This is a genomic window from Psychrobacter sp. H27, assembly GCF_059072655.1.
Window position 1 is genome coordinate 1,741,338 of sequence record NZ_JCACRX010000001.1, and the last position, 18,963, is coordinate 1,760,300.

Annotated in this window: 17 protein-coding genes; 8 read left to right on the forward strand and 9 right to left on the reverse strand. The window is 43.4% G+C overall.

Annotated features, from left to right (window positions below; genetic code table 11):
- Nucleotides 1-153: 153 nt before the first annotated feature.
- The 7 genes from atpA to AC5JPY_RS07060 form a co-directional block, all read right to left on the reverse strand.
- Nucleotides 154-1,698 (reverse strand): F0F1 ATP synthase subunit alpha, encoded by a 1,545-nt coding sequence (gene atpA, locus AC5JPY_RS07030; protein WP_319052002.1) that lies wholly within the window; start codon nucleotides 1,696-1,698, stop codon nucleotides 154-156.
- Nucleotides 1,699-1,794: 96 nt separating this feature from the next.
- Nucleotides 1,795-2,418: a F0F1 ATP synthase subunit delta gene (locus AC5JPY_RS07035; protein ID WP_443526721.1), complete on the reverse strand. Its 624-nt coding sequence runs from the start codon at nucleotides 2,416-2,418 to the stop codon at nucleotides 1,795-1,797.
- Between the two features lie 13 nt (nucleotides 2,419-2,431).
- A complete protein-coding gene (locus AC5JPY_RS07040; RefSeq protein WP_493844142.1) occupies nucleotides 2,432-2,902 on the reverse strand; it encodes a F0F1 ATP synthase subunit B in 471 nt (156 codons plus the stop codon).
- 117 nt (nucleotides 2,903-3,019) lie between these two features.
- Nucleotides 3,020-3,268 (reverse strand): F0F1 ATP synthase subunit C, encoded by a 249-nt coding sequence (atpE, locus tag AC5JPY_RS07045; RefSeq protein ID WP_010197960.1) that lies wholly within the window; start codon nucleotides 3,266-3,268, stop codon nucleotides 3,020-3,022.
- A 33-nt stretch (nucleotides 3,269-3,301) separates the two neighbouring features.
- Nucleotides 3,302-4,168, reverse strand: coding sequence for a F0F1 ATP synthase subunit A (atpB, locus tag AC5JPY_RS07050; protein WP_443526724.1), 867 nt, complete (start codon nucleotides 4,166-4,168; stop codon nucleotides 3,302-3,304).
- 674 nt (nucleotides 4,169-4,842) lie between these two features.
- Nucleotides 4,843-5,241, reverse strand: coding sequence for an ATP synthase subunit I (locus AC5JPY_RS07055; protein WP_443526725.1), 399 nt, complete (start codon nucleotides 5,239-5,241; stop codon nucleotides 4,843-4,845).
- Nucleotides 5,242-5,512: 271 nt separating this feature from the next.
- Entirely contained in the window at nucleotides 5,513-6,397 is an 885-nt protein-coding gene (locus AC5JPY_RS07060) for a metal ABC transporter solute-binding protein, Zn/Mn family (RefSeq protein WP_443526726.1), read from the reverse strand.
- Between the two features lie 275 nt (nucleotides 6,398-6,672).
- Between AC5JPY_RS07060 and AC5JPY_RS07065 the strand changes: the two genes are divergently transcribed.
- The 6 genes from AC5JPY_RS07065 to gluQRS all read left to right on the forward strand — a co-directional run bounded on the left by AC5JPY_RS07065 (nucleotide 6,673) and on the right by gluQRS (nucleotide 12,301).
- The gene (locus AC5JPY_RS07065; RefSeq protein WP_443526727.1) at nucleotides 6,673-7,227 is read left to right on the forward strand and encodes a transcriptional repressor; all 555 of its coding nucleotides are present in this window, start codon (nucleotides 6,673-6,675) and stop codon (nucleotides 7,225-7,227) included.
- A gap of 163 nt (nucleotides 7,228-7,390) precedes the next feature.
- Nucleotides 7,391-8,149: a metal ABC transporter ATP-binding protein gene (locus AC5JPY_RS07070; protein WP_443526821.1), complete on the forward strand. Its 759-nt coding sequence runs from the start codon at nucleotides 7,391-7,393 to the stop codon at nucleotides 8,147-8,149.
- A gap of 101 nt (nucleotides 8,150-8,250) precedes the next feature.
- Nucleotides 8,251-9,072, forward strand: coding sequence for a metal ABC transporter permease (locus AC5JPY_RS07075; RefSeq protein WP_493852317.1), 822 nt, complete (start codon nucleotides 8,251-8,253; stop codon nucleotides 9,070-9,072).
- 258 nt (nucleotides 9,073-9,330) lie between these two features.
- The gene (locus AC5JPY_RS07080) at nucleotides 9,331-10,173 is read left to right on the forward strand and encodes a metallophosphoesterase (RefSeq protein ID WP_443526730.1); all 843 of its coding nucleotides are present in this window, start codon (nucleotides 9,331-9,333) and stop codon (nucleotides 10,171-10,173) included.
- Between the two features lie 486 nt (nucleotides 10,174-10,659).
- Nucleotides 10,660-11,097 (forward strand): RNA polymerase-binding protein DksA, encoded by a 438-nt coding sequence (gene dksA, locus AC5JPY_RS07085; RefSeq protein ID WP_319051992.1) that lies wholly within the window; start codon nucleotides 10,660-10,662, stop codon nucleotides 11,095-11,097.
- Nucleotides 11,098-11,320: 223 nt separating this feature from the next.
- Nucleotides 11,321-12,301 (forward strand): tRNA glutamyl-Q(34) synthetase GluQRS, encoded by a 981-nt coding sequence (gluQRS, locus tag AC5JPY_RS07090; protein ID WP_443526732.1) that lies wholly within the window; start codon nucleotides 11,321-11,323, stop codon nucleotides 12,299-12,301.
- A 122-nt stretch (nucleotides 12,302-12,423) separates the two neighbouring features.
- On the opposite strand, the gene ftsW is transcribed toward gluQRS, so the two are convergent.
- Together ftsW and murD are read right to left on the reverse strand one after the other, a co-directional pair.
- Nucleotides 12,424-13,620: a putative lipid II flippase FtsW gene (ftsW, locus tag AC5JPY_RS07095; RefSeq protein WP_443526734.1), complete on the reverse strand. Its 1,197-nt coding sequence runs from the start codon at nucleotides 13,618-13,620 to the stop codon at nucleotides 12,424-12,426.
- Between the two features lie 274 nt (nucleotides 13,621-13,894).
- Nucleotides 13,895-15,331 (reverse strand): UDP-N-acetylmuramoyl-L-alanine--D-glutamate ligase, encoded by a 1,437-nt coding sequence (gene murD, locus AC5JPY_RS07100; protein ID WP_443526735.1) that lies wholly within the window; start codon nucleotides 15,329-15,331, stop codon nucleotides 13,895-13,897.
- Between the two features lie 668 nt (nucleotides 15,332-15,999).
- Here murD and AC5JPY_RS07105 point away from each other — a divergent pair.
- Nucleotides 16,000-17,499 (forward strand): SulP family inorganic anion transporter, encoded by a 1,500-nt coding sequence (locus AC5JPY_RS07105; protein ID WP_443526737.1) that lies wholly within the window; start codon nucleotides 16,000-16,002, stop codon nucleotides 17,497-17,499.
- A 176-nt stretch (nucleotides 17,500-17,675) separates the two neighbouring features.
- Complete coding sequence (locus tag AC5JPY_RS07110; RefSeq protein WP_443526738.1) at nucleotides 17,676-18,530, forward strand: universal stress protein; 855 nt, start codon at nucleotides 17,676-17,678, stop codon at nucleotides 18,528-18,530.
- Nucleotides 18,531-18,963 lie beyond the last annotated feature (433 nt).

The window sequence follows — 18,963 nt, forward strand, 5'->3', positions numbered from 1 at the left end:
ATGCAACATCACTCTTATAGAATAACATTTTATATCTTGTGGCATTACGCGATCTAATACCGGTAATGGTTAAAACAGTGGCGCAAATATCTAGTCAGACAACGCGCCACTTTTCAAACGACAGTTATAACCATTTCGGCTTAACCCGTTAAATTAATAACTGTGATTTTGTTTAAAGGTCTCTAACGCTGACTTTAAACGACCTGCGATATCATCATTGTAGTTCGCAGTGTCATCAATCTCACGCATCAATTCACTTTGCTCATCATGCATATAGCGCAAGTATGCTTCTTCAAAAGAACCAATCTTTTCAACAGGAACGTCAGCTAAGAAGCCTTCGTTTGAAGCATAGATAACGGCTGCTTGCTCAGAGATTGACATCGGCTGGTATTGCTTCTGCTTCATCAATTCAGTTACACGCTCACCATGATCAAGCTGTTCGCGAGTTGCGTCATCAAGATCTGAGGCAAACTGAGCAAATGCTGCTAGTTCACGATACTGAGCTAGAGCAGTACGAATACCACCAGATAGCTTTTTGATGATCTTAGTCTGAGCGGCCCCGCCCACACGAGATACCGAGATACCAGCGTTGACTGCTGGACGGATACCTGAAGCGAATAAACTAGACTCTAGGAAGATCTGACCATCAGTGATTGAGATCACGTTAGTCGGTACGAATGCAGAAACGTCACCGGCTTGGGTTTCAATAATAGGCAATGCGGTTAAAGAACCAGTTTTACCTTTCACTTCACCGTTAGTGAACTTTTCTACATAATCAGCGTTTACGCGTGATGCACGCTCAAGTAAACGTGAGTGTAAATAGAATACATCACCAGGATAAGCTTCACGACCTGGCGGACGACGTAGCAATAGTGAAATCTGACGATAAGCAACCGCTTGCTTTGATAAATCATCAAATACAATCAATGCATCTTCGCCGCGGTCACGGAAGTATTCGCCCATCGTACAACCTGAGTACGGTGCGATATACTGTAGTGCGGCAGGCTCTGATGCTGAAGCAACCACAACAGTGGTATATTCTAATGCACCAGTTTGCTCAAGTTTACGTACCACGTTAGCGATGGTCGAACGTTTCTGACCGATAGCCACGTACACGCACTTAATGCCAGATGATTTCTGTGCGATGATCGCATCGATAGCCATCGCTGTTTTACCAGTCTGACGGTCACCAATGATAAGCTCACGCTGACCACGACCGATTGGAATCATGGTATCAACGGCTTTATAACCGGTCATTACTGGCTGATCTACTGACTGACGATCGATAACGCCTGGAGCGATCTTTTCGACTTTGTCAGTCATTTTGGCATCGATAGGACCTTTGCCATCAATAGGATTACCCAAAGCATCAACAACACGGCCTAGCAGCTCAGGACCTACGGGTACTTCAAGAATGCGACCAGTACAATAGGCTTTTTGACCTTCTTGTAACTTTAGGAAGTCACCTAGTACTACTGCACCAACAGAATCACGCTCTAAGTTAAGCGCCATTCCATAGACTTCACCTTCAAACTCAATCATTTCGCCGTACATGGCATCTTCAAGACCATGAATCTGCACGATACCGTCAGATACTTTGACAATCGTGCCTTCATTCTTTGCAGTTGCACCCGCATCAAGGTCTTGAATACGCTGCTTAATCAGGTTACTGATTTCCGCTGGATTCAATTGTTGCATTGCCTTGTTTCCTTTAATTTATGATAACCCGCCCACTGACTTAAATGCTCTTACTATCACGCAGATTGTATTATATGTCTGCGCCGATACATGGCATTAGGCAGTTAGCTGTGTTTTTAACTGTTGTAACTTGCCGCGCATCGAATCATCAATGACTTTATCACCGACTTTGATTGTAGCGCCTGCCAATAGGCTTGGATCAACTGTTTCGTGAATCACTACACTCGCATTTAGCGAGGTAGCAAGACGCGTTTGTAGCATTTGACGCTGTTCATCAGTCAATGGATAAGCAGAGGTCACATATGCGTCAAGCTGCTTTAAGCTTACTGCCTTATGACGGCGATAATGCTCATAAACTTCAGGAAGCAGCGCTAGACGCTCTTGTTCTGATAACTGTTTAACGAAATTGCTAAGTGCTACTGATACTTTTGGATAGCTGGCGTTGCTGCCAAGGTTATTACCTTGAGCATCATCTAATAACTGCTTAAGAGCAGAGTCATTAGCGCTAGCTACTTGCGTATCATAAAGATCGACCAAAGCAGCTGACTTATGCTCAGCAGAAACAGCTGGATTGTCTAGCCAAGTACTGAACGACTTGTCATCGACAACAGTGCTAGCAACAAGCAAGAAGTTTTCCCACTCATTTACTGCGCCGTTTTCGTTGGCATAGTCAAACGCGGCTTTAGCGTACGGTCGTGCTAAGGTTGATAAGTCAGCCATTATATCCTCACAATTACAGCTTCGCCGCCAGTTGGTCTAACATACTGGCATGTTTTTGCGCATCGACTTTGTCTTGCAAAATCTTTTCTGCACCAAGTACAGCCAGCTCAGCAACTTGGGCACGTAATGATTCACGTGCTTGATTGATTTCTTGATCAATAGATGCTTGAGCTTGTTGACGAATACGCTCGCCTTCCGCTTGGGCTTGCGATTTTGCATCTTCGACAAGCTGATTAGCACTTTTGTTGGCTTGCTCGATTAATGCAGCAGCCTTGGTCTTTGCAAGATCAAGTTCCTGCTGGACACTTTGCTCCGCGGTCGCCAAATCTGCTTTTGCTTTTTCTGCGGCATTTAAGCCATCTGCGATTTTACGCTGACGCTCATTGATGGCACCGATAAGTGGTGGCCACACGAATTTCATGCAAAAAACCACAAATATTGCAAAAGCAATGGCTTGACCGACGAGGGTAAAATTGATATTCACGTGATCACCTCTTTGTTAATGAAAAATCAGTTTCATTGATCATGTTTGGCAGTCAAATCTTGACTATATGTGATAGAAAATTCTTGAGTACCAAACATTTACAACTGAGCTTTCGGATTAACCTGCTAGAGGGTTAGCGAACAACAATAGCATAGCAATACCAACACCGATCATCGGAATAGCATCAAGAAGACCTGCTACGATGAACATACGAGTTTGCAACTGTGAGCCAAGCTCTGGTTGACGTGCAACACCTTCTAAGAATTTGCCACCTAGAATAGCAAAACCAATACCTGTGCCAAGTGCGCCAAGACCGATAAGTAGTGCTACTGCGATAACTGTGTAACCACCTAATACTGGATCCATTGATGTATCCTCATTTACCTATTGAATGTCTAATTAATGTTCAGTTGATGATGCAAGCGACATATAAACTATCGTCAGCATCATGAATACGAACGCTTGAAGTGTAATAACTAAGATGTGGAAGATAGCCCACGGTACCGATAACGCCCATTGAATCCAAAATGGCATTAGAGCAATCAGTATGAAAATCAATTCCCCAGCATACATGTTACCGAATAGACGTAGACCAAGTGATACAGGCTTAGCTATTAGAGTAACTGCTTCTAGGATGAAGTTGATCGGGATCAAAATCGCTTGTACGATTGGGTTTTTGGCACCAAACGGATGTAGTGTTAACTCACCGATAAAGCCGCCCAAACCTTTTTCTTTAATGCTATAAAAGATAATCAGTGCAAAGACAGAGAACGACATGCCAAGCGTAATGTTAGGGTCAGTCGTTGGAACAATCTTGAAGAAAACATGATCTGGATCATGGCCCATAGCGGCACCGATCTGTCCAGCTAGACCTGGAATAAAGTCAACCGGTATCAAATCCATCAAGTTCATCAAGAAGATCCAGACAAAAATAGTCAACGCCAGTGGCGCGATCAATTTTGAGGTACCACTGTAAGAATCACGAACGTTGTTATCAACAAACTCAACGATCATCTCAACCGCTGCTTGAGTTTTACCTGGTACGCCTGAGGTTACTTTTTTGGCAACCATCCAAAAGACGGCACAAAATAAGATTCCTAGACCGATTGACCATAGCATAGAATCAAGATGGATAGCATTAAAGCCCATTAACCCTGCTTCTTCAGCATTGTAGGCAACTTTCCAACCTTCGCCCGGCAAGTAGCCGTACGTCCAGTTCGTTAAGTGGTGAGAGATATATTCTGATGATGTTTGCTCGGATGCCATAATGTAAGCTTCTTATTAATCAACGATTTAATCAACTACCAAAAATATGGTTGTCATCTGATGGGTTTAGCGTTTTTATTTGTGGTGCTATTAAGCAAGCAAATAAATCATACTAAAGCGCCCATGTAACCAATAACATCCAACCCATAGTTCTATTGCTAATGCTATATCTGATAGCGTGACATAAATTTTAGCTATCAAAAAAGGGCTTATGATAACTCAGTAATAGCCCTTGCATTTTTATACGCAAAATTATTATACATGTGCTTGCCTATTGGCCGTTTTTACGACCGACGCTCAATGTAGCGTTTATAAGCAAAATATTTAGCTGCCTATATTAATGCAGCGTTGTATTCGTGTAAAGTCTATTATGATCTTATTATCCATTGTATGAATAAGTTAGCTGACAACAACGATTGCTAATATAGCTTTTCGTTCATAATTAAACTGTAAAAAGTTCATTATTAATGACAGTTATGGCTGCGTCCGCCCTACCCTATCATTGTGTCGTTGCATACTGCGCCTAACGTAGAGGCTCATACTTCGGTCTTCATGATCATTAGTGCTGCCATAAGACAGTTTTGTGCTTTGACTTTCCGAACTAGTCATAGAGAAGTTGGACGGCAGGGTGACTTGCCAGTACTATTAATAAATCATCTAATCATTTATTAGCGCTAGCGTATATGCCACAACATCCAACTGTGACTAATTTGCATTACCATAAAACCGATAAACAACGCAGGCGCAGATAGGGGTTGTACGGTAATAAAAATTAGTGCGAAACCAAACACGGTCAACAGCCACTTTGCCATCTGACCTCGATATAGCTGGCTAACGATATGTTGGCGCGCGCGATATCCTGTGTACCAAAAGATAAAAAAAGCAAATACGGCTTGAGTCGTGAAACTGAGCAATGCCCCGATTGCGGCGCTTTTTGCTACTGTAAGCTCACTACGTAACCAAGTAGTATCTACCATCCAAGCAACAATGATAAAAATAAACAATATCCATGCTTGCCGTTTGATATAGATGCCAATCTTATCTTTTTGCGTGCGTTTGGCAGGCTTGGTCATCGATATTCCTATAGCCTTTCAGCATTGGGACAATATAGCATACTTGCCATATTTTTATCCGTGAATGACTTACTCTACAGGCATTACCTTTAAACCAAAATAAAACGCCACTTATTATAAGGAGACCATTACTATTAAGCAAGTAAAATATGACCTTTATCAGTCACCTAACTCACAGACTTACGACGATGGCGTGTTTTCATCTATCAAAATCAAATCACGCCATTACTTGAACATCTCTATATGACCCGTGGTGTAGTGTATATCACGTTTATGATGTTATACATTGATTGATTTGCTGGGCCATAGTTTGCCAACTGCTAACAAAATCTTCGCTGTTGTTGCTCATATCTTCGACTTGGATGGTTGTATTAACTGGCTGTAACTTAGCAAGCAAACCTTTTGAAACACTACCTTGGTTGACCATACACATTTGCTCAACAGGACGGTTTTTATTTAACCAAAGTAGCTGGCTGGCTTTTGGAGAGATATGATGATCGGGGCTTAGACTACCTGCTAATTTTATATGCGCCGCTTTTTCAATATATTGATAAGCGTCATGATATACCCAGTAAGGGCGATCTGTCTGTGTGCCTTGCTGTACGTCAGCAACGGCTTTATCCATACGTTCAGCAAACTTTTTGACATTGGCTTGATAAGTACTTGCATGCTCTGGATTAGCATGGCTATGAATCACAGCTAGTGCACGGGTAATGGCTTTGGCATTTTCAGGATCGAGCCAAATGTGCGGATCTAGCGTACCTTCAATCGCCTCGCCTTTTACATCACGCAGCGGATAACGGTTAAAGGCATCAAACTCAAACATAGCAATGGCGTTGGGTGCATTTTTCAAACTACCCGTTAGACTATTTTCTAATGCAGGCCCAAACCAAACAACAAATTTACTGTCTTTAATAGCTTTCATATCACTTGGACTAACGCTACCATGATGCCCAACATCGCCTGCCTGTAGAATTCTATTGGCCGATGGTGTGCCATCAGTGACCGCTTCACTAAGTAAAAACATCGGATAGTTGCTCACACTGACCGTCGCAGCTTGCGTACTTAATGTAAAAGATCCTATCACTAGTCCTGTAATCAGTAAGCGTTGTAGCATGATGATTGAGCGTCGAAAATAAGTAACAATAGCGTTCATAGCAAGCTCTTTGGTTAATGAGTCATTCTTTATTTAAAGTCGTTCTTTAGTTAACAAGTAACCACAATGCGAATCATCGTTTTTATTGTAAGGCTCCTTTTAAGAAGGAGACACACATATGGGAACAGCGTGTCTGGCTGTCTGTAGCGGCTTTAAAACAGCTGATTCGGATCTGTAGTTATAGTTTCAGCTTTATTATGTTATACTATAACAACAAAAAACGCTATCATAAAAAACGTCATACGATTACCATGCTATTTTTAGGAGCCTATACTATGTCTACTACTCCGTCACTCTGTGAGCATTTGCATGATGTGCAAGATTTGACTGCGCATGACGTTACTGAGCGATTGCTAGCCGCAAAGGAGCACTGCCGCTTGAATGGGGCACGGTTTACGCCGCTACGCCAGCAGATATACCAGTTGGTACTAGAATCTGATCAACCTGTTGGCGCTTATGACTTAATCACTCAATTACAGCAAATGCGACTGTCTGAAACAGATGATATATCGAAGACGCCTGTGGACGAACCAGCTGTTAAGAAGCGCACCCCCAAAAACGTTGCGCCACCAACCGTTTATCGCAGCTTAGAGTTTTTGTTGAGCGAAGGGTTGATTCATCAGCTGACGTCTATCAACGCTTATGTTCCTTGCTGTCATCCCAGAGCACGGCACACGGCCGCCTTTTTAATATGTGATCAGTGTCAGCGGGTTCAAGAGTGTAGTAGTTTACCGGTACAAGAGATGATGAGCTTTGCTGAGCAAGATGTAGGCTTTGTCGTTGAGCGCAGCGTGATCGAACTCAGTGGCCGGTGTCAGGCTTGTCAGTAACATATAAATTCAGCGACCCGTCAATACTGCCTACCTTTCTTTTAATACTGTTCTATTGGTTCTTAACACTTATATTCTGGTTATCCCTCCCCTTTACTTATCTATTTGTTGTCATATTATGAGCCTGTCTACCCTACCCTCTAATCGGCCAGTTGCCCCTATTATGGATAAAAATATTGTGAACGATGCTAGTCAACTGCTGAGCCTACGCAATATCAGCTATTATATTGGGCCGCAACGTCTTCTCTCGAACATTGATATCGACATTGCAACCAACGAAACCGTGAGTCTCGTTGGGCCTAACGGGGCTGGAAAATCTACACTGGTCAAACTCATCTTAGGTTTAATTGACCCGACCAAAGGCAGCATCACGGCACACCAACCACTACAGCTTGGCTACGTACCACAGCGATTTACCGTACCGCCAATATTGCCATTGCGAGTCAGCGACCTATTGGATCAAGCAGATAAAAAACGTCTTACCGCTGAGCAGCGCCAGTTTATCTTTGATAATTTATCGTTAACACACTTATTATCGCGACAAATGTTGCATTTATCGGGCGGAGAGGCGCAGCGAGTGTTGCTTGCCCGAGCATTGTTAGACAAACCCAACTTATTGATTCTGGATGAACCTATGCAAGGGCTTGACCCTGATACAGAGGTTTGGCTGTATCAGTTTATCGATAAATTGCCAGATTTTTTACGTTGTGCCATGTTGGTGATATCCCATGATTTGCACTGGGTTATGAGAGGCAGTCGACGTGTTATCTGTCTCAATAAGCATATTTGCTGCGAAGGAAAACCCAGCGAGCTAGCCATCAGTACCGAGTTTAAAAAGTTGTTTGGTCATTATTATGAACAACCTTACGTGCATCAGCCACATGCTTGCCAGCACCATGCACCAAACGAGCTCGAACTATAACCCTTAGCATCACATACTCTATAGCTTAGCTGTATTGGTTTCAATGTTTTGACATTTAGCAGTGCAGTATTAAGCTCTATAAAATTTCATGGATATTTATTATGACCTCATGGTTAGCTATTATCGCTCCTGCTTGGATCGCTGGCAGTATTTTAGCGCTACTATCGGCACCTTTAGGTTGTTTGGTATTGTGGCGACGTATGGCCTTTTTTGCTGATGCGTTAGCACATGGTACTTTGCTGGGCGTAGCTCTAGCAGCTTGGTGGCAGATGCCAATGGGAATTGGCGTTGCGTTAGTCAGTATCGCAGTAGTGTTAGGGCTGGTTTTGATTGATGATGAGCGTTTGCCTGCTGATGCAGTGTTGGCCGTTGTTGCGGTGTCATTGCTGTGTTTGGGTTTGTTGACCTTGACCCAGCTGACAGACCAACAAGCCAATGTGCTTGGTTTTTTATTCGGTAATTTACTGGAGCTTGGTTGGGATGAGTTGCCCCTACTCGCAGGGTGCGCACTCGTAGGCTTAAGCCTGCTCAGTTATATTTGGCCCGCTCAAATCAAACTGGCCACCCACGAGGCATTGGCGCGTATCCAAGGTATTAATCCGACCCGTCAGCGGCTGTTTTTTATGGGCTTACTTGCAGGGTTCTGTGCCGTTGCTTTACAAGCCGTTGGTAGCTTATTAATCAGTGGGCTACTGGTATTGCCTGCATTGACTGCCCGCTTATGGTCATCATCACCAAAACAAATGGTGATTATCGCATTTATCATCGCTCAGCTGGGGGTGACACTGGGTGTATGGGGAAGTATCTGGTTAGATATTCAAACGGGCCTCTCTATTGTATTGATATTAGCAGCTTTATTTTTTATCGCTCTGATTTTTTCGAAGCTAACCAAAATAAAATTTCGTTCAGCACGTCATCCATAGTTCATTGGCGTTCAGGCTGTAATGAAGATTTCTAGAAACTTTGTTCAACTTTATTTCACCAATATTACTAGAGCTTTAACTGGCTTTATGTTATAAAATTGGTTTACCACTGCGCGTCGCGATTCACTATTGTGACTCGTCACCAATCGGTGTTGATAACCGTTATAATAGGCACATGTACCATTAAAAATAGTAGATCATTTATCCACACTCGTTCTCACAATGACCATTGTTTTGATTCGATAAGGGACTGACCCAATGCCAAGCTATCCTGTCAATAAGATCAGTACGCCCGATGAACAGATGAATATTTTACAAATCACTGATTTGCATTTATCCACGCCTGTCGCTGCTGATATTGATAGCAGTGGTTACAACGATGCTGGCAATTGTCAGCGCAGCTTTGAGACAGTACTCCAGCAAGCACTGAGTGAAGATATTCGCTGCGACTTGATCATTGTGACCGGCGATCTGGTGAATAAAGTAAGGCTGTCAACCTACGACCACATATTTGCTGTCCTACAAGCGACTCAAATCCCTTTTGTTTGTATCGCTGGCAATCATGACGTGACTGACGAGGAGGGCGAACACCTACCGTTTTTTCAGAGGTCGCTCGTTGCCCAGCCAGCTGACTCACGTCTGCTCAGCCGGCATAGGATTGAGGGAGATCACTGGCAATTACTATTGCTAGACTCATCGATTACAGGCAAGGTAGCAGGTGAAGTAACAACCACTGATATTGATTGGCTGTGCGAATGTCTTGATGCCTGTGATAAGCCAGCGCTCGTTGCTCTACACCACCACATCATACCAGTGGATTCTGACTGGATTGATACCCATATGGCAACAAACACGGAGAGTTTTTGGGAGCATATGGCGCCTTTTGAGCATCTACAAGTCATTATTAGTGGTCACACTCATCAAGAGCAAGTTCGTTATCGCCAAGGGGTTACCGTCTATAGCACACCGTCTACCTGCTACCAGTTCAAACCTTATTCGCACGATTTTGCTTATGATGAAAGTGGCCTACCAGGCTACCGCTGGTTGCAATTAGCCAACAATGGAAAGGTTGCAAGCTGGGTTGAAAGACTGGATACTTAATGGCCATATTTTTTACTACAGATAATAGCTCCACCCCTTGCCCACTATGAGCTTAGCCTATATTGACCAAGATTGTACAAGTTAATGAATTAAGAAAAAACGAGATCAAAATAAAAAATAACTTCATTATTACTATAAACAATGATACAACTTGTAAAATGAAGCGAGGACGGTCTAATATTTAAAATTAGGCAATAGAATAATAGCTAGGATGGCCAAGAAACCACAAGCTAAGTGTTAATAGTCAATCATTTATAATACGATTTGAGCAGTGCTATTGAACTAAAGATTTGCATAGCAATATACCTGAGTCAGAGTATGCCGATATACTAAAATAACGATATTATTTGATCAGCTGTGTTACTTGTATCACCAAGTGGTAAAACGTTTGATAAAGGGACAACTTATAGCGTTTGTAAAACTGATAACGTCTTGTCTTTTGATACGTCGTTTTATTGAATTAATTTGAAAAAGTAGGATACCCATATGAGCACCGTGACCACGAATCCAAGTGAAGTCAAGTTTACTCCCTATGTGCCAGCCAAAGACGAAGAGTACATGTCTGACGCACAGTTAGAGCATTTTAAGTCAATTTTGTTGGAATGGAAAAACCAACTGATTGGCGAAGCGGATCGTACCAAAAACTACATTCAAGATGAGTCAAGTGCGATGCCTGACATCAATGACCGTGCAACTCAAGAAGAAGAGTTTGCGCTTGCCTTACGTACACGTGATCGTGAACGTAAGCTCATCCGCAAGATCGACAAGTCTATGTTAGAAATCGAAAATGATGACTATGGATTTTGTGAAACCTGTGGTGTAGAGATTGGTCTACGTCGCCTCGAAGCTCGTCCAACAGCCACGCAGTGTATCGACTGCAAAACCTTGTCAGAGATCAAAGAGCGCCAAAACCAAGGGGCTTAAGCGGTATACAGATAACCATACGTAAGCAGAAGCGACCACATCATGGGTCGCTTTTTGCTTTTACAAGACTATCATTTTTCTTAACCACCACCCCTACTCTACTCTCAAATATATGATCGACGCAAAGCTGCCATTACTAACAAAATAATTTCATTTAATAAATATCTTTTGATACCGATCTTTATTATTCTATCTCTATCATTTTTATCGATAGTTATTTATTTTGAAAAATATTTATACTGATACACCAACTGAACCCAGATTATCACAGCCTATTGGCCGTTTTGCGCCATCACCTACGGGTGAGCTGCATCTGGGTTCTTTTACCACGGCACTTGCTAGCTTCTGTCATATAAAATCGCTCGGTGGCCAATGGTTGCTGCGCATCGAGGACACCGATACTGCGCGCTGTGACAAGCAGTTCACTGAGCAGATTTTGATGGATCTAGAAATACTTGGATTGCACTGGGACGGTGACGTCATCTATCAGTCTGAACGTATCGATATTTACAATGACTACCTGTCTTCATCGCTGCGCCCCTTAACCTACGGCTGCCGATGCTCACGCAAAGACTTAGAGCAGTACTGGGCACAAGAAGATATCAATAGACATCATAGCCAGACCCATACTGAAACACCAGTCAATCAAAAACAGCCAAACCGGCAGCGTTATCCAAGGCGCTGTGTGGCAACCCATCTTGATAGGCAGCAGCATAAATTACGTATACAGCTACCAGACTATAAAATCGGTTTTAATGATGGTATTCAGGGTCAGCAATGGGATAATCCACAGCAGACACTAGGAGACATGGTAGCGCGTCGTCAAGATGGTATGATCAACTACATATTAGCCGCCAGTATCGACGATGGTCTACAACAGGTTACTCATATCATGCGTGGTTTGGATATCCTGCCGATGACCACAGCGCAGATCAGTATTATGCAGGCAGCGGGTCTACCAACGATCGACCATTGGTACCACTTGCCGTTAATTAATAATGCAGATGGTCAAAAGCTCTCCAAGCAAAACCTCGCGCAGCCAATAGACACATCGGATCCAAGCCAACTTATCACTGATGGACTGGCACTCCTACGGCAACCAAAAGTCGATGTCGACACGCCAACCAATATGCTCATCCAAGCCATTGCACAGTGGGACAATGCACCGCTACAAGGTATGCAGCAGCTAAATTTACTCTGTTGATGAGAACCAAGGAACCCTTAATAGCAGTAGACAGCAAAAAGCGCCACTATTTGCGGCGCTTTTTTTAGGTCTTACTCATAAAATGTATAAGCTAACTCAGATGTTTTACTAATTAAAATCTTTTAATAGTAGCGGCATTGGCTCTTTTCGATTTCAGGACTTTCTTTATATATCTTCAGTAGTAGTGCAACCATCACTAGGCTGATCAACATCGAAGATCCACCATAACTAAAGAATGGCATAGTGAGGCCTTTGGTTGGAATGGCACCCATATTCATCGCCGCGTTAATAATTGTCTGCGCAATAAATACCACACCGATACCAAACGCCGTATAACTCATGCGCATTTGACGACGTTTGAGTGCGTTGTAACTGATGCGCATCGCACTACCAATGATCAGTGCTTCGAGCACCAACACCATGCTGACCCCAACAAAGCCTAACTCCTCACCCGTAATCGCCAACAAAAAGTCAGTATGAGCCTCAGGTAAATGCGATAGTTTTTGTACGCTTTCGCCATAGCCGACACCCGTGAACTGTCCACGCCCAAAAGCAATCAAACTACGTGCTAACTGGTAGTCAGTATCTTGCACATCATCAAATGGATCCATAAAAGACATGACACGCACCAATCGGTACTCTGCCGTAGTCACCATCAGTACAGCACCGCCAATAGCCGCCGCACCTAATGCTAAGAAGTGCTTGTAAGGGGCACCAGCGATATAAAAAATCGCGAATAGTGTCCCTAAAATAACGACAAACGAGCCAAAATCAGGCTGTGATAAGAGCAGTATAGTGATTAGCGCTACCACCAGCATAATTCGCAAAAAACCATCGAGACCATTACGCACCTCAAACGAACGGCGCACCACAAAGTCAGAGACAAACACAATCATGACCAGCTTGGCCAACTCTGCGACCTGAAAATTAAAACCGCCTAACGTCAGCCAACGCTTAGAACCATTAATAGGTGTACTAAATAGCGTTGCCACTAGCAACAGACCTGTGATACCCAGTAAAAGAAATTGGGTTTCAGTCTTATAAAGCGTTCGCAGCGACACACTATAATAAGGGATAACAGCGACGATCAAACCAATCATCATGTACAACAGCTGGTTTTTGAAAAAATACAGCTCTGTCATACCGCGGCTGAGCGCAAAAGGAATAGAAGCAGATGCGACCATCAGTAAACTAAGCACCATCATGCAGCCTACGCTCGATAGTAAAATTGCACGTGCTGATGGCATAGAAAGCACACCATCTGTGCCAGAGGCTTGCTTGGTCTGAGACGAGGAACGAAAAAAAGAAGAGAGCGCCATAATTTTATATACACTAACGAACGAAGAAACACGGCGTCTATAAAACGCCACCGTTTAAAAAATGATAAAGTAAATCGTACCAGATAGAGGATGATAGGACAGTCATGAGCAACAAAAGATGCGTGAACTACCACCTATCTAAGCATCAAACCAGTTATGGTGACAGTAGCAGCAATCTATAAGCAAAACAATCGTTTATAAAGAAAATACCATCTAATGCCTACTGCCACAACGACTGAGCTGACTGATCAGAGCGTTTGGCTGATCGAGACTTTTAGCTGATAATCGTGTTATCTGATTGTGTCGCACCTAACTGTTCGACCAATTTACTAAAGTGCTCGCCGCGAGCAGCATAGCCACTGTATTGATCAAAGCTCGCGCAGGCAGGTGACAACAGCACCGCTTGCACTTGTGAAAGACTGCTTATCGTCACTTGCTGAACCGTTACAAACGCGTTTTCTAGTGTCTGGCATTGATGTAATGCGACATCATCACTGAGTTTGGCCGCTCGCAAATGCTGCTCAATCTGTTGTCCATCTTCACCGATGAGTATTACCTGACTTACGTATTGATTGATAAAAGGAGTCAACTCACCAAATTGCTGACCTTTACCTTGCCCACCCAAAATCAGTAGCAGCTTGCCATCTTTTGGGGCATAGACCGCGCCCAACCCTTCGATAGCAGCCATAGTAGAACCGATATTGGTGCCTTTAGAGTCGTCAAAATAGTCGATACCAGCAACGTTCCCTACATATTGGCAACGATGCTCAAGTCCTGAGAAATGCTGCAGCGTATCCAGCATGCTCTCGATAGGTAACCCTGCAAGCTCGCCAAGCGCTAAAGCAGCCTGCGCGTTTAGCAGATTATGACGACCTTTAATCAACAGTTTGTCCGCCGACAGTAACCGTTCTGTACCGCGCGCCAGATAAGTCTGACCTTCCGTATCGGTAATAAGACCGTACTGTCCTTTATCAGGAGCATGAATACCTGTGCTGATTCTTGGTAGGTTGTCTGCCACTAATGGACGGGTGAGCGCATCTTCACGATTAATGACTACTGATTTGGCGCCCTGAAAGATACGATGTTTGGCTTGATGATAACCAAGCATATCACCGTGACGATCTAAATGATCGGGCGACATATTGAGTACCGTCGCGACTTTTGCACCTAAATTAGTAACGGTTTCTAGCTGAAAGCTAGACAACTCTAACACGGCCAACTCCATATCCGTATTATCAAGCAAAGTCAGTGCTGGCACGCCAATATTGCCACCGACACCCACATTAACGCCAGCATCTGCTGCCATTTGCCCAACTAAGGTAGTCACGGTACTTTTGGCATTAGAGCCTGTAATGGCTACTATCGGTACTGTACATGCGTCACAAAACAGTTGAATATCACTGACGACTGGAATATTAGCTCGGCGGGCTGCTGCCACGGCATCGGTTTCAAGCGAGATACCTGGGCTGATAATAATACGTGCTGCTTGCTGTAGTAGCTCTGCATCGATCGCCCCAAACTGACGAATTTCAATATCAGCTGGCAGTTGATCCGCAAGCTTAGGCGCGGCTTGTGCATCTGTTACTGCTACTTGATAACCTTGCTTGGCAAGATAGTGCGCTACCGATAGTCCAGACTGTCCCAAACCGACCACGACCTGTAGACCGTTGCCCTTATGAATCAAGGTTTCTGTTGCGGTATTAGCGGTCATATCTATTCCTTCTGTTAGACGAACAAAGTAGTGGCAAGAAAACAAGCGTGTAGCGACTTTCGGTGACACCCTCACGATGATAGGCATCATAACGGTATCGTTCAAATTTGGGTAATGATTTTTTATGACTTTGTGCTATTATTCGCCTGTTTTTATATTTGGTAGCTAATGCTATAATGGCTGACTTGATTGGTATGTGACATTGTTATGCAATAAGGCGCTACGCCTGATTATTTTAGTTTAGCATGTTGTCACATTTATCGCGCTATTGTCACGTCTCTTTAGCACTGATTCGTGTGTGGTAACTTTATGTCAGGCAACGATCGTTGTGTGGCAAATTATTTATCACCCTCTACTACAGCAAATAATTGCTGATTCTATGCCTTATCTTGGGTGTTATATTCAATAGCCTATTTTAAGCAACCCAGTCCAAACCATATTTTTAGGTCATCTTACTGTCTTCATCATATTTATTATTGATGAGCGTATACGCGATACCAAAAAAATGAGTAGACATACTTATTATTGACCTTGCACATTCCAACACAGCAACATGACCCAGTGCATGTTGACGTAAAAGACAAATGAATAGCTATTATTAGCGACGCGATCATTTTATAAATGAGTAATGATTACTTTTTTTGCCTCTAACCCTATGTAGTTTACTTATGACATCTTTTATTGATAACTTGCGTGACGAGTGGTTTTCCAATGTTCGCGGCGACGTTTTATCGGGCTTAGTCGTAGCCCTAGCACTGATTCCAGAAGCCATTGCCTTTTCTATTATCGCGGGTGTTGATCCAAAAGTTGGCTTGTATGCCTCATTTTGTATCGCCGTCGTGATCAGCTTTGTCGGTGGACGTCCAGGGATGATTTCGGCAGCGACAGGGGCTATGGCATTGGTCATGGTTGATTTGGTTGCCGATCATGGTTTGCAGTATCTGCTTGCTGCTACCCTGTTATGCGGTGCCATTCAGGTCGTAATGGGCATTCTAAAGCTGGGCAATCTGATGCGTTTTGTCTCGCGCTCAGTGGTTATTGGCTTCGTCAACGCACTGGCGATATTGATATTCGCCGCGCAACTGCCTGAGCTAAACCCCATGACCGAACGTGTCGGTATGACGGTTTATATTATGACAGCGGCGGGTTTAGCGATTATTTACCTGTTCCCACTTATCCCTAAAATAGGTCGTGTGATTCCTTCTCCATTGATTTGCATCGTTGGATTGACCGCTGTTGCCATGTATATGAATCTTGATATTCGCAACGTTGGCAGCATGGGTGACTTGCCAGATTCATTGCCAGTATTTTTGCTGCCTGATATCCCATTGAATTTGACGACACTACTTATCATCGCGCCGTATTCTATTGCGCTTGCTATTGTTGGTTTATTAGAGTCTATGATGACAGCAACCATCGTCGATGAGTTGACGGATACACCCAGTGATAAAAACAAAGAATGCCGTGGTCAAGGTATGGCTAACGTGGTATCAGGGTTTTTCGGTGGTATGGCAGGCTGTGCGATGATTGGTCAGTCTATGATTAACGTAAAATCTGGTGGACGTACGCGTCTATCTACGTTGATGGCTGGTGTTGTCTTACTGATTATGGTGGTGTTTTTGAGTGAATGGGTCAGCCAAATTCCAATGGCTGCGCTGGTTGCCGTTATGATTATGGTATCGATTGGTACGTTTAACTGGCAATCTATTCGCGAATTCAAAACGCATCCTATGTCGTTCAATATTGTGATGCTGGCGACAGTATTGACTACGGTCTTTACTCATAACCTAGCTTATGGCGTTGGTGTTGGTGTGCTGCTATCTGCCTTGGCATTTGCCAATAAGATTGGACAGTTCTTGACCATCTTTAGCGAGTACGATGACAGTAGCAATACCCGTTACTACTATGTTCAAGGTCAAGTATTCTTTGCTTCTACGACACAGTTCTTGAATAGCTTCGATACCAAAGAAGCCGTAGATAGCATTCAGATTGATGTTAGCCAAGCACATTTTTGGGATGTGACTGCTGTGGATACTTTGGACAAACTGGTCATGCGCTTGCAACGTGAAGGTATTGATGTCAAAGTGGTAGGACTCAACAATGCGAGTCGCACACTGATTGACCGCTTCTCTGTTCATGATCGCCGAGATATTGGCTTATTAGATTAAGCCACTCTCTATCAGCCTTGCCATACTAATACGAATCAAGGTTTTGTAAATTGATACATGGTATGGATTGATATATGAATAGGCGGCCATAATGGTAATCAGGGTTGAGTATGATGGTTATGCTTAGCCCCGAACTGAGTGGCTGATTCTTATTATTAAAATGATGTGGTCGTTTTATGAGTAATTTAAAACTTGATAGTGTGATTGCTTGCTTGGATTGTCCCGATCATGTTCAAGCGGTATTAGAGGCGAGTATGTGGGCTTCTACCCGTCTGCAAGCACCTATTGGACTATTACACTCTGCACCAAGCTTACAACAAAAAGCTGCGGTCAATTATTCTGGCTGTCTAAACATCGATGATGAGAATGCATTGCTTGAGCAGTTCACGAGTAAAGAGCATCTGAGCAACTGTGAGTTAAAGGCACAAGGCAGATTGCTACTCTCACAAGCGACCACTTATTGTGAACAGCAGCGCCGCAAGCTTAAAACGTACACCTTACATCGTCATGAGAACCTAAACCAAAGTATCGATTACGTTGATGACAAAGCCCAATTGATCGTTATTGGTCATCATGTTACCTGCAAATCCACCCTAAGTCAGCTTATCAGAGTCAGTCACTGCCCCATTTTGGTGACACATGCACCATTTTTGACCCCTACTACGGCTTTATTTGCTTTTGACAACAGCCCAACGTGCCATAAACTACTCAATTGGCTATGTAAGACGCCACTTGTACGTGCCTTGACCGTACATATTGTTATGGTTGGTAGAGAAAATTCTGACAACTGTGATGCCCTACGCGAAGCTTATGCAAAGCTCAAGCAAGCAGGTATTAAATCCAAAAAGACACTACTAGACTGCCGTGATGTCGCAGCGGCCTTAAATTACTATCAGAATCAAAACGACATCGGTCTACTCATGACAGGCGCCTTCGGTCAGTCTCGTCTGCGTGAATTACTACAAGGTAGCGATACCAAAAAACTGCTAGTCAGTACCAAAACGCCGTATCTGCTATTCCCTAAAGCGTAAGTACGCTGCTGCATACACCCCCTATATCTAAGTACAGAGCACCCGTTACCTTGCTGGCGCTCTGCTGCTTATATCTGTTTTATATTTATCTTCTGTTTATAGCTTCCTCGCAAAAACCCCTTTTGATTGCCGAACTCAAGTTAGCAAATCGTCACATGAAATACGGGGATAGCTTCCCCAAGCACTCAAAAAGTTGGTTATAATAAAGTTGTCATTAACCAAACGCTGAAGATTGATTTACCTTTATTACGTCTATAATGAAGGCTCTCATTGTTGTACCGTCGGTTATATCCTCTATCGGAATGACGGTTATTTTTGAACGGACACGTCCAATTTACTTCCCCTTGAGTAAATTGGCACAGTTCTTGAATAACTTACCGTAAGCAAGGCAGAGATACGACGATGCACCATAATGCCTCTATCAATCTGCAGC